The sequence below is a fragment of the Couchioplanes caeruleus genome (genome assembly GCF_023499255.1).
In the GTDB taxonomy this organism is placed as follows: Bacteria; Actinomycetota; Actinomycetes; order Mycobacteriales; family Micromonosporaceae; genus Actinoplanes; species Actinoplanes caeruleus_A.
In genome coordinates this window covers 88792-102824 of the sequence record NZ_CP092183.1, presented here as the reverse complement: position 1 = coordinate 102824, position 14033 = coordinate 88792, and the positions used below count along the sequence as shown (strand labels likewise).

Annotated in this window: 11 protein-coding genes; 3 read left to right on the top strand and 8 right to left on the bottom strand. The window is 72.4% G+C overall.

Annotation, left to right across the window (positions count from 1 at the left end):
- Nucleotides 1-4 precede the first annotated feature (4 nt).
- Together COUCH_RS00475 and COUCH_RS00470 are read right to left on the bottom strand one after the other, a co-directional pair.
- Nucleotides 5-202, bottom strand: coding sequence for a hypothetical protein (locus tag COUCH_RS00475; RefSeq protein ID WP_249610144.1), 198 nt, complete (start codon nt 200-202; stop codon nt 5-7).
- Entirely contained in the window at nt 199-969 is a 771-nt protein-coding gene (locus COUCH_RS00470) for a hypothetical protein (protein ID WP_249610143.1), read from the bottom strand. The genes COUCH_RS00475 and COUCH_RS00470 overlap by 4 nt, the downstream gene beginning before the upstream one ends.
- Nucleotides 970-1810: 841 nt before the next feature.
- On the opposite strand from COUCH_RS00470, the gene COUCH_RS00465 reads away from it, so the two are divergent.
- From COUCH_RS00465 to COUCH_RS00455, 3 genes are all read left to right on the top strand, one after another.
- The gene (locus COUCH_RS00465; protein ID WP_249610142.1) at nt 1811-3019 is read left to right on the top strand and encodes a helix-turn-helix domain-containing protein; all 1209 of its coding nucleotides are present in this window, start codon (nt 1811-1813) and stop codon (nt 3017-3019) included.
- Between the two features lie 537 nt (nt 3020-3556).
- Nucleotides 3557-3856 carry a hypothetical protein gene (locus COUCH_RS00460; protein WP_249610141.1) on the top strand — a complete coding sequence of 100 codons (300 nt, stop codon included), beginning with the start codon at nt 3557-3559 and terminating at the stop codon, nt 3854-3856.
- An 86-nt stretch (nt 3857-3942) separates the two neighbouring features.
- Nucleotides 3943-4470: a hypothetical protein gene (locus COUCH_RS00455; protein ID WP_249610140.1), complete on the top strand. Its 528-nt coding sequence runs from the start codon at nt 3943-3945 to the stop codon at nt 4468-4470.
- A 152-nt stretch (nt 4471-4622) separates the two neighbouring features.
- Here COUCH_RS00455 and COUCH_RS00450 read toward each other — a convergent pair whose 3' ends face one another.
- The 6 genes from COUCH_RS00450 to COUCH_RS00425 all read right to left on the bottom strand — a co-directional run bounded on the left by COUCH_RS00450 (nt 4623) and on the right by COUCH_RS00425 (nt 14033).
- Complete coding sequence (locus COUCH_RS00450; protein ID WP_430640949.1) at nt 4623-5537, bottom strand: ABC transporter permease; 915 nt, start codon at nt 5535-5537, stop codon at nt 4623-4625.
- Nucleotides 5538-5572: 35 nt separating this feature from the next.
- Nucleotides 5573-5872 (bottom strand): hypothetical protein, encoded by a 300-nt coding sequence (locus COUCH_RS00445; RefSeq protein WP_249610138.1) that lies wholly within the window; start codon nt 5870-5872, stop codon nt 5573-5575.
- A 79-nt stretch (nt 5873-5951) separates the two neighbouring features.
- Nucleotides 5952-7496, bottom strand: coding sequence for a recombinase family protein (locus COUCH_RS00440; RefSeq protein WP_249610137.1), 1545 nt, complete (start codon nt 7494-7496; stop codon nt 5952-5954).
- A 250-nt stretch (nt 7497-7746) separates the two neighbouring features.
- On the bottom strand, nt 7747-11502 hold the full coding sequence (locus COUCH_RS00435) for an LppU/SCO3897 family protein (protein WP_249613963.1): 3756 nt from the start codon (nt 11500-11502) through the stop codon (nt 7747-7749).
- 668 nt (nt 11503-12170) lie between these two features.
- The gene (locus COUCH_RS00430; protein WP_199513346.1) at nt 12171-12308 is read right to left on the bottom strand and encodes a hypothetical protein; all 138 of its coding nucleotides are present in this window, start codon (nt 12306-12308) and stop codon (nt 12171-12173) included.
- Nucleotides 12309-12476: 168 nt separating this feature from the next.
- Entirely contained in the window at nt 12477-14033 is a 1557-nt protein-coding gene (locus tag COUCH_RS00425) for a dihydrolipoamide acetyltransferase family protein (RefSeq protein WP_249610136.1), read from the bottom strand.

The window sequence follows — 14033 nt, the reverse complement described above, 5'->3', positions numbered from 1 at the left end:
GGGGTCAGGCCGCGCGACGCCGCGCCCGACGCGCCGCGAGGTCGACGACGTTGCCGCCGGCGCTGGGCGCTGCGGTCGTTGCCGTGGCGGGGCGAGCACTGGTCAAGTACGCGAGTACGTGTGCCCGCTGCTCTTCCCAGGCAAGGGCCGCCACCCGCCGAATGATTTCTTGGGCGAATAGCTCCTTCTCCTGCTCGCTCACGCAACCCGCCTTTCGCTGGCTTCCGTATCGGTCTTGTTCGAAGTCAGGTAGTTGCCGATGGCCGAGGCAGCCTCGTCGAGCGCCACGCGGGCAATCTCGTCGAGCAGCACGTCGGCGGTCGCGGAGTCAGGTACGCGGTACGAGTACCCAGCGGCGGTGCGGGTCCGGCGGCCGAGAAGATCATCACCGGCACGGTAGAAGACCCTCAGCCCGGGGAGGTCGCCCTCAAGCTCAGCACACGCAGCGTCGTAGAGTGCGCGGGCGAGGACGCGCTCACCCGGTGTGGCCGTAACTAGCCAGCGGCGTACCCACGTCGCGGAGACCTCCGCTTCACGCGCGAGGCGGGCGGCGTGCGAGCGACGCGCGCGCTCGGCGGCGGTCAGCGGTGAGGCGTCCCGGCGGCGCTGCGCGCTCGGCGGCCTCCACGCCCGCGCGGCGGCGCGGACGGCGCGGAGGACGGAGAGCAGATACACGCCCGCAAACCAAGCGCGGTCGGCTTCGACTCCGCACATCCGAAGTGCGCGGTAGACGGCTCCGGCGTCGGTGCGGTCCGGCAGGGCGGCGAGACGGTCGGCGAGCTTGTCCGCGAGCTGGCGGAAGTCTGCGGGGACGGGGTCGTCAGTCCCGCCGTGTGGTCGGCGAAGTAACGCGGAACCGCTCCTGTATACCTCGCTGCCTGTCTCTAGAACTGGCAGTGCCCAGACGCGGGCGAGGGTGCGTGCGGCGGGCAGCTCGACGGCGTACCCGGCGTCGAGCTTGAGGCGCATGGGGCGATCGTGCGGCGACTGGACGCGCACAGGGATGCGGAGAGTGGCGAGGGCGTCATCAGGCCGCGCAGAGGCGGCCTTGGCTGGTGGTCGGCCGGCGTCGTGCGACACGGCTCTATTCCTCCCTGTCAGGGTGCTGGCGGGCGAACCGCCGGGGATAGATGGGTAATTGGCCGGGGCTGGAGTCGCTGCTCGCCGGCACGCCAGGAAATTTCAGCCAGCGGAAACGCGGGGTCAGCTCTGCGTGCCGCGTAGGCGTGCCACCTCGGCGCGTAGCTCGGTAACAACCCGGGCGCGGTCGGCGCGGTGCTGGGCCGCACGGCACGTGGCATCACAGAAGCGGCGGTGCTTGCGGGCGGTCGAGGGCAAGGGCTTGCCGCATCGGGCACACGTCATGAGGTTGTCCCTGTCGTCGCGGCGGTCACAGCAGAGGCCGGTTCCGGCCTACAAACAGGTAGTTGGCCTGGACTGCGTGTCGCGTACGAACGCGACGGCGCGGCGGCGAGGGCTTCGACGCGGCCAGCAGAACGGCGGTAGACGATCACTCACAGCGCGGGACGGAGCGCCGGGGAGGCGCCGGGAGGGCTCCGCGCCGCTCGGCTGGGGTGCCGTGCAAGAACGTCTCACGTGACGAGAAACAGTCACTTTCCCTTACTTGTTCAAAGAAGAGGAGGAGGAGTTCTAGAAAAAGATGTGAGAGTGACTGAACTTCGTCACGTGAGACGTTTTTGCACACCCTCGCCCCCCGGCGCCCGCCCTGCCGGGCCGCCGCCCTCGCACGTGGGCCACCGCCCGCGCTGGTGTTCACTGAGCCTCGGCGGTCGCGGGTACCGTGGAGCGCATGGCCGAGGATTTCGTAGGCGCCCGCATCCGGTACTGGCGACTCAAGCGCGGCGTCAGTCAGCGCACCCTCGCCGGACTGGCCGGCGTCTCCCAAAGCTTCGTGTCCCAGGTCGAGGCTGGGCTCAAGGAGATCGACCGTCGCTCGACGCTCGTCCACTTTGCCGACGCCCTGCAAGTCTCGGTGGCCGAGCTTGTCGGCCAGCCCTACGCGCCGGACGACCCGCAGCACGCCCGCGCGCTCGCCGCCGTCCCGGAAATCCGCGCCGCGCTCGTCGGCCTCGCCTACCTTGATATACCGGCCAAGCCTTCGCGCCCGCTCGCCGCGCTGGAAGCCGCCGTCGGCGAGCTGATGCGGTGCCGACGCCTGTGCGAGTACGCCGACGCGGCCCAGCTCATAGCCCCGCTCGTGCGTGATCTCGGCGCCACCGCGTACGCCGCGGGGGCGAAGGAGGTCCCCGCCGCGCTGCGCTTGCTGGCGCTGACGACGCACAACGCCGCCTTCGTGCTGAAGTACCTCGGCTTCGTCGATCTGTCACTCGCCGCCGCCGAGCGGTGCCACGACGCCGCCCGCGACTTGTGCGCGCCGGAGTGGGTCGGACTCGCCGAATACTCCCGCCTGCACACGCTTCCGCCGGAGTCGCGGGCCGTGGGCCGCAAGCTCGCCGCCGCGACGACCGATCGTCTATCGCACGAGTTGACCTCGCCCGCCGTCATGCAGGCGTACGGCATGTTGCACCTCACAACGGCATGGACGGAAGCCCTCGCCGGTGACCTCGACGCCGCCCGCTCGCACCTCGACGAGGCGGCGGAAGTCGCCGACCGCATCGGCCCGGACCCGATCGACGGCGGCTTCGCTCAGATGAACTTCGGCCCAACGAACGTCGCGCAGTGGCGCATGTCGCTCGCGCTGGAGGCCGGCGAACCGGGCCGCGCGGTCGAGCTGTCCCGCGAAATCCACCCTGACGCAATCCTCTCGCCCTCGCGGGTGACGGCGTTCCACATCGACGTTGGGAGTGCGCTCGCGGCGTCGCGGCGCAACGACGCCGAGGCGCTGACGCAGTTCATCCGCGCGGAGCGCGTAGCGCCGCAGCGCGTACGGCTGTCACCGGTCGTCCGCGACACCGTCGGCGCAATGCTGCGGCGCGCACGGGCGGACGCCGGGGGCGACACGCTGCGCGGCCTCGCGGCGCGCGTAGGAGTGGCGTAAGTCGATATAACCACGGGTGATCACGCGGAGACGCGGCGCGCCTAGCGTCGGTCCGCATGAGACACCGACGCCGCTCCTTCAGCCTGTTCCGTGCTCGCCGATGCCGTTGCGGCCTCTCGTGGCCGTGCCCGGACGCGGCCGGGTGGCCTGACGGTGCCCCAATCCCGGACGGCGAGCGCCGGCTTCCGCCGTACCGCCCCGGATGGGCCGAGCCAACGATGCCGCTCAACACGATCGGCCGTGCGGGGGCGCTGACCCCGGCTCAGCAGTGGCGGGCGGGCTGCTGATGGCTGTTCCGTACGCGCCGATGAGTCAACACCTTCCGTGCCGTCCGGACTGGCGTTGCCGGCAGTGCGGCGACCCGTGGCCGTGCCCGGCGAGCCGCGTCGAGCTGACGGAGGAGTTCGACGGGGTTGCGTTGCTGGCGACCTACCTCGCCGCGCAGATGCTGGAGTACACGAAGGATCTCGCCAGGGCGACGGCGCTCCCTCCGGCGGACACCTATGGGCGTTTCCTCGGCTGGTTGGGAGGTCGCGCATGAGCGAGCCCTTGCCGCCGACCGGCCCGGAGCTGGGCCGGCGCAACCGCCGCCTCATCGCAAAGCGCACCGGGTGGCCCGAGGGTGCTGTCGAGGCGTGCGAGCGGATCGAGGACGCCTTCCCCGCCTGGTCCGTGAGCTGGCGCCACGAGAACGTGATCCCAGGATTCCTATCTCCGGAGGGCTTCTACGCGGAACGGCCGGGGCGCTATTCGTGGGATAAGACGGTCCTTTACGGCGCCGATGCCGAGAAGCTGCTCGAACAGATCGCGGAGCACAGCGAAGCCGAGTCGCCGTGACAGACGCTCACGCAGCGCGGGCGCGCGGCCCGCCCGCGGCTAGACTCCCCGACGACTCTGAACAGGCGAGACAATCGGAGCGCACCATGCAACTTGTCAAGATCCTGGACGTCCTGGAGGGGCTGTTCGTAGCAAGCGAGCACCCCGAGATCGTGGAAATCAGCCGGTACGGACAGACTGACGCGGTGGCCGGTGTCCCGCCGTATGCAGGCGTACGGGTGAAGTACCCCTCGGGCGCAACGGCGATGCTCTGGGGCTCGAACGAGCCGGGAGGAGTTCCGGTACCCGTCCCCGAGGTCATGCCAACGGTGGCGCGCAGAGCGCCGCGTATCGCGATTTTTGCGGCTCAGCTTCTCGACGTCGCCCGACCGTCCATCTTCCGATCGTGGACGCTGCTCGCGTTCCCGAGCCTCGGCCTTGAGTCGGAGCGCGGCACGATGCCTTTCGGGTTGAGCATCGTCGGTGCCGACGGCACGACGACCCAGCTCAGGGCAACGGCCACGGGCGGTGACGTCAGAGATCCAGCCGAAGATCCCTATCCCGATTACCGCATCCCCGAAGGAGTCAAGGAATGGCACCCGGTAGTCAATGCTCAGCCTGCGGTGCCCGCGTAGGCGTCCCGCCCGGATCGTCGTGCCCTCCGCATCAGGCGCAGGGCAGTCGTGACCGCTGCCCCGGTAGCGGTCAGGCCACGTCCCCGCTGTAATTCGAGCTGCGGCCCCGGCCCTCGCTCTCGCGGGCGAGGGCCGGGCCGCTTCCCTTTCCTCTACGTCGCCGTGACCGCCGTCCGTGCGGCCGGGGTCTGCGACGTCATCGCATAGCCCCCGTTCTCGGCGCGCATGAGGTCGGCCAACGCGGCGGCCATGCCCAGGACCGCGACCGGCAGGCAGGCGACCGCGGTCGTGATCGGCCATGGCGCCGCCGTCACCCCGGCTGCGGCGAGGAGGTGATACGCGACCTGCCCCAGGGCGCCGACCAACAGCGAGCCGATACCGGACCACTTCGCGAAGCGGCGGGCGCGCTCGCCGACCACGCGGCCGGAAAGCCACGCGCGCAGGGCATACGCGGCGTACGCCTCGACCCCGACCGGCAGCGTGATCGCTGTGTTGAGCGCGACCCCGTCCGCGATACCGGGCAGCGGATGCACGACACCGAACCCGGCGAGTTCGCCGAGTCCGACCCACCCGGACCAGATGGCGACCGCCGCCGGGAGGGCGATCAGCAGCACGGGCCACACCGACACCCGTCGCGCCGCGTAACGGACGGCCGGGGTGCCCGGGTGTCCGGCGGTGCTGTCCTGCGGAAACGCCGTAACGGGCGTAATGGCGGCGACCCCGGCGGGACTCTCGGCCGTGTCGGACGAGGGCGCCACGGCACCCGCACGGCTCACGGGGAGCGCCCCGGGCTGTGCCGGTTCCGCGCCCGGGTCCGTGCCGACCCTGGCGGGCGGGCCCGGGTCCGTCGCAGGGACACCCGCCGGTGCCGGCGAGACCGGGGCGAGAGCGGCAGCGGGCTCGGCGAGCGCCCACCGGTCCGGCCGGGTGTCCGACTCGGCGGCCTCGGCGATCAGCGCCTCCCGGAGCGCGCTCGCCTTCGGCGCACCGACGCGTAGCGTCGCCATGATCTTGTTACGCGACGGCACATACCCCAGCGCCTCGGCGAGGTCGCGAGCCTCGGGCATCAGCTCGCCGAGCGGGCGGGCGATCGTCGGCGCGGTCAACGGGTGGCCGCCGCGTTCAGCACGTCGGCGAACGCCCGGACAGGGATGCCCCAGGCGCCGGCGAAGATGGCCTCGAACGTGGCCTCGGCGCCCGGCAATACCGCGACGACGTCAGCCGCCGCGACGGCGTCCAGGTCCTCTGCGGCGTTGGCGACGATCTCAGCCGCGCTGTGCGCCGGGGCGACGGTCGACATCGTGACCAGACAGCCGGCGGCGACCAACGCCGACACGGCGCGGTGCAGTTGACCGGGCTGGGTGGTCGTGCCGGTCACGTAGACGTGGGTAGGGTTGTGCATAGCGGAGGCTCCTTCTCCGTTGGGGCCTCGGGCGGCGGTGCAAGCGCGTGCCCGGGGCCTGCTTCTTGGGGGTTGTAAGTCAGTCGGCGGTGGCCGGCGTGGACTCGTCGGCCCAGGCGAAACGCAGCCTCGCCGCCGGATCGAACCGGACGCCCCGCCGTCCGGCGGCGGGCAGAACGGTCACGTAGTCGAGCGCCAGGGCGAGAAGCGCCCGTCGCTCGTCGACCTTGGCGGCCTCCCACGCCTCGCGCGTCTGCACCGGGTCGAGTAGCGGGCTGATGTCCGCCTCGGGAAGCGGGAAGTCGGCGAGGTTGCGGCGCAGGCCCTCGACGCGGCCAGACAGGCGCTCGCGAAGGCGCTCCCAACGCTTCACCGCGTCGGCTCCCTGGAACTCACCGCGGAGATACCGGGCGTCTTCGAGGTCGACGAGAGCGGCGCTTGCGTCGTCGAGCGCGGCCTGAATCGTGGCTCGTTCACGGATGATGTCCGGGTCGTGCTGCGCGACCCAGCGCTCGGCGACGGCTTCAAGGAGGCGGTCGCCGGGCTCGGCGGCGGCAAGGCGGCTGACCCAGCCGTCGACCACCGACCGATCGACGGCGGCGATGAAGGCCGTCGTGTGCGCAGGGCAAGGGCGGCCGAGGCGGCGCGCGTGGCATACGTACGACCGTCCAGCGGCCGACATGCGGCCTTCACACCCGCCGCACCGAAGAAAGCCGGTCAAGAGGTGCGACGTCTCTGCGCGTACCCCGCGGTTGTGGCCCGTGCGGTCCAGCGCGGCGCGCTCGCCGAGAAGGCTGACGATGCGGAGTTGCTCGGCAGGCGTGATGATTCCCCGGCCAATCTCGACCGTTTCGCCGGTTTCCGGTGAGCGCCAGGGCACGACCTGACCTGTGTACTTGCCGTCTCGCTTGATCGTCTCGGGGAGGAGGCCTGCGAAGGCGGGCGCCTTGAGAAGCTGTGACAGCGTGCCGACGCCCCACGCGCCGCCACGCGGCGACGGGATCTTGCGGGCGTTGAGGTCACGGGCGATGCGGACGAGCGGCTCGTTGGCGAGCGCCCGATCGGCTATCTCGCGGGCAGTCGGCGCCGTGGTGGGATCGTGATCGAGGCGGCCATCTGTGCCCACCGCAAGGCCGTACGGCGGTTGCCCGCCGATCCACCGGCCCAGGCTGCGAAGGTGGGCCTTCGCCGAGGCGACGCGGACACCGATGTTCGCCGACTCGCTTCGCGCCACTTCGGAGAGCAGTGCCAGCACGAGCCGCGATTGCTGCTGCGAGGTGTCGAGGCCGTCCTGAACGAAGACGATTCGGCCGCCGGCCTTCTCGACGTCGTCGAGGACTTGCCCGACCTGCCCCATTCCGCGGCGTGAGAGGCGGTCGACTTTCCAGACGATCAGTGTTCCGACGGTGCCCGTCGTCAGCGCCGAGATAGCCGCGTCGAAGCCCTTGCGATCGACGGCCTTGAAGCCCGACCGCCCGCGGTCGATATGAACCGTACGGATCTCCAGATCGTTCCGCGCGGCCCACGCGCGGCAGTCAGCCTCTTGCCGCTCGATCGCCGTCTTGCCCTCGCGGTCCAGGCTAAGCCGGAGGTAGAGGTCGGCTAGGTGTTCGTGGTGGGACATGCCGACGACGCTAGGGCGTCAGCGACACGAGTTGCAAGCTTCTTCGTCTAAATCCAGAAATCGAGGATGACGATCCGGCCCCGGACGTCGGCGAGCCGGAGGTCCTTCCCGCCGGTGTTCAGCCAGCCCCGGCCCCGGAACTCGGGGGCCCGTACGCGCGCGCTCATGCCGCCCATCGTGCCCGATCAGCAGCGCCGATCCGGCTCCGGGAGGTGTGCGACGCGGCACACCTCCCTCGGCGCGCGACCGTTCAGCCTCGCGGCTTCAGGCACAGCACCTTGGTCTTGTTGTCCCCGGTCGGGTTCAGCACGTACGGCTGCCCCGGGTCCGAGCACTGCTCCTTCGTGTCCACGATGGAGGTGACCTCGAACGTCCCCGGATCACCGCACTTCGCGGTCACCGCCTCGTTGCCCTCACGCTTCACGCAGTCGCCCGTGCTCACCGAGAAGCCACCGGAATCCGACCCGCGGGCGATCAGCCAGGTGATCCCGAACGTCAGGCCCACCAGCAGACCGGCGCCGAGGATGACGCCGAGGAGCACGGGCAGCATCCGTACGTGCGGGGTCTCGGGCTTGGCCGCGTCGGAGGCCGGCTGCATCTCCGGCTGGAACGAGTTGAACCGGTCCTGATCGTCATGGCCACCGGTGCCGGGCCAGCTCGCGGTCCGGTCCGGGTCGGGCGGCGGCGTGACCGTGGCGCGGCTGACCACACCGTCCCGCGGCCGGGCGCCGAACGGCTGGTTCGGGTCGTCGGGCAGGACCTCACCGAACTGCGCGGTCGCGTCGGCGGGCGGCCGCTCGCCGCGCTGGCCCACGTCCCCGAAGGGTTGGCCGCCGGGCTGCCGGGCGCCGAAGGGCTCCCGTTCGCCGAACGGTGGCGGGAAGCCGTTCTCCAGCGGCGGCCGGGCGTGCATGGTCGGCAGGGCGGGCGCCGGCACGTACGGGTGGTCGGACTGGTCATGGCCGCGGCCGGACACGTCCGTGGTGTGCTCGCTGTAGTCCGGCGGCGTGGTGCGGCTCGCCGGGTTGCCGGGAACCGGACCGGGATGCCCGGGCTGTCCCGGCCGTCCCCGCCCGGCAAGGTCGGACGTGAACTCGCTGAAAGCCGCCGGGTCGGGCCCGTCCTGCGACGCCCCGGGTGCCGGCGAGCCGGGTGCCGAGGGCGCGAAGGGCTGGCCGGGCGGGCTGACCCGGGCACTCGCGGTCGCCCGTCCCGCAGCTTTGGGACCGCCGGACGTGGGCGCCGGCCCACCGCCGGGCGCCGCGCCACCGCTGACCGATGCCGTGCTGCCGCTGACGGATGCCGCGCCGGAGGACGGGGTGCCGTAGGTGCCGGGCCGGCTCGGCGGCGGGCCGAACCGGTCCGGTCCGGACTGCTCGTCGGCGCCCGGCTCGCCACCGAAGCCGCCGCTGGTCGGGCGGGGAGCCGGTTCGAAGGCGCTGCTCGCGGCGTAGGAACCGCCGGCCGGCCGGCCGCCATCGGCGGGACGGCCACCGTCCGCCGGTCCGAAGCCGGAGTCGCCGGGCTGGCCACCGTCGAAGGGCGGCCGAGCCGGACCGTCAGCGGGCGATCCGGACGCCGGACGGGCTCCGAACGGTCCATCGCCGGAAGCCGTGCCATACGTTCCGCCCGGCGCCGCGCCATAGGTCCCGGCGGGTGCCGCGCCGAACGTCCCCGCGGGGGCGGCGGCGGGACCCGACGTCGGGCCCGATCCGAACATGCGGTCGTCGTCGGAGGCGTTCTCGCCGGACCGGGCGCCGAACGGGCGCTCCGAGCCGTCCTCGTCCTGAGCCGGCTCGGTGGCTGGGGCGGCACGGCCGTACACCCGGGACTGCGGTGCCGGCGCCGGCGGCGGAATCTCGTCCGCCTCGACCGGGGCGCGGCTGGCCACCGGCACCGAGGCGCTGGCCGAGACCGGGCGCGCCGAACCCTTGGCGGCACCGGACGGCTCGGACTGGTCGGAGACGTCGGCCGGGTCGCGGGGCTGAGGAACCGACGCGGCGCTGCGGGGCTCGGCGATCACCGGATCCGCGACGACGGGAACACCGCCGGCACCGAACGACGCACCGGGCACGCGCTGCGGGTAGCCGCTGCCGCCGGCCGCGTTGGGCCGGTCGCCGCCCAGGCCGGGCGGCGCGGAGTCGGGTACGGGAGGTCGCCCCGCGTCGGGCGCGCTGAAGGACGCGCCGGGCACGCGCTGCGGATAGCCGCCGGGCCGGTCGCCCTCATCCCGGGATCCTTCCGTACGCCCGAAAGGCGGCTCCGCCGCGTCGCGGGGCGCATCGGCCCCGGGACGGCCGAAGGAACCGTCGGCGGGCCGGGCGAAGGGATCATCGCTCGGGCGGGCGAACCGGTCGCCCGGCTGCTGAGCGAACGCGTCGTCGGTCTGCCGGGCGAACGGGTCCTCCGGGCGCTCCTCGGCTCCGAACTGGCGATCGGGGCCGAACGGCGAACCGTCACCCTGGGAACCGCCCCGCAGCGGGAAACTGGCACCTTCGGGCGCTCTGCCGCGTACGGGAAAACCGCCGCTGTCGGACGCCCCGCCGCGCGCCGGAAGAGCGCCACCGTCCTCGGGGGACGCCGGGCCGTCCGGCAGGCCGGTCAACGTGGCACCGGGCACGCGCACCCGCTGGTCACCGAAGGCGGAGACGCCCGGCGGCCGGCCACCGGAAGCCTGGTCGCCGTTGTGGCCCGGTCCGCCCTGGTCGAAGGAGCCGTCGTAGGTCCCGCGGTCGGCGGGTGAGCTCTCGCGGTCAGCGGGGCCGCCCTCGCGGTCGGCCTGCCCGCTCTCGTGATTGACCTGGCCGCTCTCGCGGTTGAAGGGGGCGCTGTCGCGATTGAACGGGTCACTCTCGCGGTCGAACTGCCCGGCCTCGCGGTCGAACTGGCTGCTCTCGCGCTCGAATGGGCTGCTCTCGCGGTCGAACGGTCCGCCGATGCGACGCGGACCCTCCGGCTGCGACGGAGCGGACCGGGCCGGGGTGAAGCCGTTGAACTCGCCGACCGGACCGGACAGCGGACCGCCGGCGACGCCCGGCGAGCGCTGCGGGAGCTCGCCGGCACTCTGCGCCTGCCGCGGCTCGAAGGGGTTACGTTCGTCGGCGGAGGGCCGGCCCGGGACCGGCGGGGCCCACATGGAGTGCGCAGACTCGTCCTGCTGGGCGGCGTTCGACGGCTGGCCGGCCGGCTCCAGCGTCGACTGCCGCCGGGCGGGCAGCTGCTCGTCGTCGGGCCCGCGGAAGCCATCGTCCTGCTGGCCGGCGTCCCGGGGCGGCGGCACCGCGGCGCGCGCCTGACCTGCGGCGCCCTGCAACGGCGGGAACGCGGGAGCCTGGCCTGCGCCGCCGGGCGGCGGGAAGCCGGGAGCTTGCGCAGCTCCATTGGGCGGCGGGAACGCGGGAGCCTGCCCTGCGCCGCCGGGTGGCGGGAACGTGTTGGCCTGGGCCCCGCTGCCGGGCGGCGGGAAGGGGGGCGGCTGGGCTGCGGCCGGCGGCACGGCGGACGCCTGACCTGCGGGTGCGGGCGGCGGGAAGGCCGGTGCCTGGCCTGCGGCGGGGGGCGCGAATGCGGGGGGTTCCGGGGGCGTGGCAGCGGCGCGTACGGGCTCCGGGATGCCGCTCGGGTCCTGCGGGAAGGCCGGCGGGCGGGCTGAGCCCTGGGCCTCGGGAGCGGCCGGGGACGGTACACGCGCGGAGCCGGCGGAGGTGAACTTCGCGGCGCCCGGCCCGAACGTGGGGCCCTGTTGCGCGGAGACCTGTCCGGTGGGCGGCACGGCGGGGACCACGAAGGGCGAGCCGCCGTTCGGGGTCGAGTGCGGCGGTGGGGCGTACGCGCTCGGGAACGAGTCGTGCGCGTGCGGGTACGACGGGGCGCGGTCGGGCGGCGCGGAACCGTGCGTGTCCGGCGGGAAAGCGTCCGGCGGAAAACCGTCGGTGCCGAACGGCTCGGCTCCGCCGCCCGACGTGGCCCCCGGCTGCCGGCCGGATTGCTGGCCCTCGGACGTCATATCCGCCTCCTCCATGACTGTCGGCCGTGCCAGCTTATGCACGGACGCGGCCGACGTAGCAGAGCTGGGCATGACCCTGATCACTTCCCCGACCGGCCGAGCCGGGGCGGGTGACCGTGCCCAACCGTACCGGTCGCCGCCGACACTCGGAATCCCGGTGTACGCCCCGCTGAGCGCTGGAACGGCGCAGAAACCACTCGACGTGATCATGGTTACGCCGGACAAATCACTCCAAGCCCGGATTCGAAATCGCGCGCTGTGATCGAGAGGTTTCGGTGCGGAGCCGACTCCCACGATCCGATACGGCAGACGAAACAAGCCCCGATACCGGCAGACGGAACAAGCCCCGATACCGGCAGACGGAACAAGCCCGATACCGGCAGACGGAAAAAGGCCGCCGGCGGCGGAAGGCCGGATGTCACCCACGGAAGGCCCGGGACATGACGAGACCCAGGCCGGTGCACCGGCCTGGGTCTCGTGAGCCGCGTCGATCGGGAGGCGATCGGAAGACGCGGCGGTGAAACAGATTGCTCAGCTGACCCGGCGCCGCTGCAGAGAGAAGCAGCGAACGACCCGGGTCTCGCGCAGCAGAGGCGTCGCAGCTGGCGACCCGGTTCCGCGCGGAGGGACGGCGGCGGAACCCGGCGTGCGGCCCGTCGGCGGACGGGTCAGAGGACGCGGTGCTGGGCGAAGATGGCGATTTCGTCGCGCATGGCCTGGGTCGGCGCGGCCTTCCAGGCGCGCTCGATGGCGCGGGCCTCGCGCTTGACCTGGCGGCGGTGGCGGATGCGCTCGATGGTGCTCATGGTGGTGCTCACTCCCCTGCGGCCTTGTGGGCCTTCTTGGCGTCGTGCCTGTGTTTCGGCGCTGTAACCATTAAACCGCACCGAAACACAGGCAGCCAACGTTTCAGGGGGTGATCTCGCTTACCCGCCTACGAATCGTAGGTCATGACTCCGTCTGGCCGACGAAAGTCACGTCCAGGAGAGGAGAGTGCCCTCCGGGTCCTCGAGGAAGGTCCCCACGTCGCGGAGGAACTTCGACCCCAGTTCGCCGTCCACGATGCGGTGGTCGAACGAGAGGCCGAGGGTCGTGACCTGGCGAATCTTGATCTTTCCCTTGTGGACCCACGGCATGGGCCGGATGGCCCCGAACGCCAGGATCGCCGACTCGCCGGGCGGCAGGATCGGGGTGCCGGTGTCGACCCCGAAGACCCCGACGTTCGTGATGGAGAACGTCCCGCCCGACATGTCCGACGGGGGAGTCTTACCCGACTTGGCCACCTGGACCAGTTTGTTGAGCGCCTCCGCCAGGTCCCGCAGTGACAGCCGGCCGGCGTCCTTGACGTTCGGCACGATCAGGCCACGCTGGGTCGCTGCCGCGATGCCCAGGTTCACGTACTCCTTGACGACGATCTCGTTCGTCGCGCCGGACCAGGTGGAGTTGATCAGCGGGTGCCGCTTGATGCCGAGCAGGACCGCCTTGGCCACGAGCAGCAGCGGAGAGATGCGGACGTCCCGGAATTCCGGGCGCGCCTTGAGCCGCTCCAGCGTCTTCATCGCCCGCGTCGCGTCGACGGTCAGGAATTCCGTGACGTGCGGGGCGCTGAACGCCGAGGCCACCATGTTCTCGGCGGTCAGCTTCCGGACGCCCTTGATCGGGATCCGCTGCTCGCGCGACGCGTCGAACATCGCCGGTGCCGGGACGGCCGCGGCGGGTGCCGAGGTGCCGTTGACCGACGTGGACGGAGCAGCAGCCGGAGCCGCCGCGGTGGAGGCGACCTGGCCCGCGGCGGCCCGCTGCACGTCGTCGCGCGTCACCGATCCCAGCGGACCGGTCCCGGTCAGGGACGACAGGTCGATGCCGAGGTCCTTGGCCAGCTTGCGAACCGGCGGCTTGGCGAGAACAACCACGCCGCCCCGAGCCGAAGAAGCAGTCCCCACAACGGAAGCGGCCGCAACGGGAGTGGCCGGGGCCGCCGCCACCGGAGCAGCCGCAGCCGGCGCCGGGGCCGGTGCGGGAGCCGCCGCAGGCGGGGTGGCCGGTGCTGCGGTTGCTGACCCTGTGGGCGTACCGATGCGGGATCGGCGTTTGGCGGTGACGGTCCGCGGACCGTAACCGACCAGCACGGCCGTGCGGCCGCCCGGGGCCGGACCACCGATCAGGCCGGGCTCGACCGCCCCCTCGGCCGGCGCGACCTCGACCGCGGCCAGCGATTCCGCTGACGGGACCGGGCCGGAGAACCCGGCCGGCGCATCCCCGGGGGACGGCAGCGGGCCCGCGGAAGGCTCGGTGTCGATCGCGACGATCGGCGCTCCGACCTCCACGGTGCTGCCCGCCTCGTGGAAGATGCGGGTCACGACGCCGGCCCACTTCGCCGGGATCTCGACCGCTGCCTTCGCGGTCTCGACCTCGACGATCGGCTGGTTCAGCTCGATGGTGTCGCCCACCTCGACCAGCCACGCGAGGATCTCGCCCTCGGTCAGGCCCTCGCCGAGGTCGGGCAGGGTGAACTCCTTGATCCGCGACAT

What these genes read in the sequence shown, in the direction of transcription:
- COUCH_RS00470 (WP_249610143.1), bottom strand. Translation starts at nt 969, where the DNA reads ATGCGCCTCAAGCTCGACGCCGGGTACGCCGTCGAGCTGCCCGCCGCA.
- COUCH_RS00465 (WP_249610142.1), top strand. Translation starts at nt 1,811, where the DNA reads ATGGCCGAGGATTTCGTAGGCGCCCGCATCCGGTACTGGCGACTCAAG.
- COUCH_RS00460 (WP_249610141.1), top strand. Translation starts at nt 3,557, where the DNA reads ATGAGCGAGCCCTTGCCGCCGACCGGCCCGGAGCTGGGCCGGCGCAAC.
- COUCH_RS00455 (WP_249610140.1), top strand. Translation starts at nt 3,943, where the DNA reads ATGCAACTTGTCAAGATCCTGGACGTCCTGGAGGGGCTGTTCGTAGCA.
- COUCH_RS00450 (WP_430640949.1), bottom strand. Translation starts at nt 5,537, where the DNA reads ATGCCCGAGGCTCGCGACCTCGCCGAGGCGCTGGGGTATGTGCCGTCG.
- COUCH_RS00445 (WP_249610138.1), bottom strand. Translation starts at nt 5,872, where the DNA reads ATGCACAACCCTACCCACGTCTACGTGACCGGCACGACCACCCAGCCC.
- COUCH_RS00440 (WP_249610137.1), bottom strand. Translation starts at nt 7,496, where the DNA reads ATGTCCCACCACGAACACCTAGCCGACCTCTACCTCCGGCTTAGCCTG.
- COUCH_RS00435 (WP_249613963.1), bottom strand. Translation starts at nt 11,502, where the DNA reads ATGACGTCCGAGGGCCAGCAATCCGGCCGGCAGCCGGGGGCCACGTCG.
- COUCH_RS00430 (WP_199513346.1), bottom strand. Translation starts at nt 12,308, where the DNA reads ATGAGCACCATCGAGCGCATCCGCCACCGCCGCCAGGTCAAGCGCGAG.
- COUCH_RS00425 (WP_249610136.1), bottom strand. Translation starts at nt 14,033, where the DNA reads ATGTCGCGGATCAAGGAGTTCACCCTGCCCGACCTCGGCGAGGGCCTG.